Raw genomic sequence first — 1,119 nt, forward strand, 5'->3', positions numbered from 1 at the left:
CATCGCGGGCCTTGGGTGTTTGGATCGGACTGGTTAGCACCTCCAATCCTCACCCAAGGCCCACCTGCTCCCAGGCCCACCACGCCGCCTGATCAGCCCCTCAACGCACCCTCAAACCGGAAGAGCCTCTAAATCGCATGTCGTGGATCTCATTTCTCATGTAGGCTTCGTGAATAGTGCGGTTACTTGGTTTGCGATCTCGCCAGGCGTAATAGGTGCTCGGGGCGATCTTGCAGCCATGCTCGGTGAGCACTCGGCAGATCGGCTCGACCCCGAAGCGCTCTTTATGCGCCTCGATGAAGTGGCATATTGCCGACGTGGCGGGTCGAGCTCCCGCGCGAAGAAAGACGCCGCAGCTTTCAGAATCTCATTCGCCCGCCGCAATTCTTTAACTTCCCGCTCCAGTTCCTTCACCCGGGCCGGATCGACACTCGGCTCGCGAGACGGTTTGCCTGCTGCGTCTGTCTTCTTCACCCACAGACGAAGGCTTTCCGGTCCGATATCCAATTTCTTCGCCACGGCCTTGATAGCCGCATATCGCGAGTCGTAATCCTTCTCGCAATCAAATACCATCCGTACTGCACGCTCTTTGAGTTCAGCCGGGTATCGCTTCGTTGACATGAGTCCGATCCTCCCAAGATCGCAACCCTCCACCAAACCCGGGGCGGTTCATCCCGGGCGCGGATGACGGGGTTGGACAGCTTGGTCATCGTGGCCTGACCCAAGTAGGGGTCGAACTTGGTGAGCTTGTAGCCGGGGTGGGTGTCCTCGAACTTCGCGGCGATCTTCTCCCCGTCACTGGGCCTGGTCCCCCTGGCCAGCCCGAGCAACATCGTGTCGGCCGACTCGGTGGCACTGACCTCGGTAATCTGGGCGAACCGGGAGGCGGTCAACGTCCCGGCCCTGGGGTCGATGGAGTCCACCTCCCACCCTTCGCCGTGCTTCTCACCGATTTTTGTAAGCACCCTGCCGGTGTGTTTGCGCGCGTCGAATGTCAAGGGACAGTGGGAACTGCCCAGGGGCGGTCGTGATGCCTGCCCGTTGACGGTCACGAGATCTGCCCGGTGATGGCCATGGGATCTGCCCAGGGTTGGCCATCACCGGCCCCGGGTGTCAGGT

The 1,119-nt window shown here is 60.9% G+C and carries 2 protein-coding genes and 1 other annotated feature; both genes read right to left on the reverse strand.

The features are described 5' to 3' along the window. Positions 1–156: 156 nt before the first annotated feature. On the reverse strand, positions 157–573 hold the full coding sequence (locus ACO0LV_RS18470) for a transposase (RefSeq protein WP_424789383.1): 417 nt from the start codon (positions 571–573) through the stop codon (positions 157–159). Next, positions 221–352 (reverse strand) — a sequence feature (AL1L pseudoknot). It overlaps the preceding gene by 132 nt. Further along, entirely contained in the window at positions 471–998 is a 528-nt protein-coding gene (locus tag ACO0LV_RS18475; protein WP_424789384.1) for a hypothetical protein, read from the reverse strand. Before ACO0LV_RS18475 ends, ACO0LV_RS18470 begins: the two co-directional genes overlap by 103 nt. Between the last annotated feature and the right edge of the window lie 121 nt (positions 999–1,119).

This window comes from Pseudactinotalea sp. Z1739, from assembly GCF_049725055.1.
In the GTDB taxonomy this organism is placed as follows: Bacteria; Actinomycetota; Actinomycetes; order Actinomycetales; family Beutenbergiaceae; genus CALKWS01.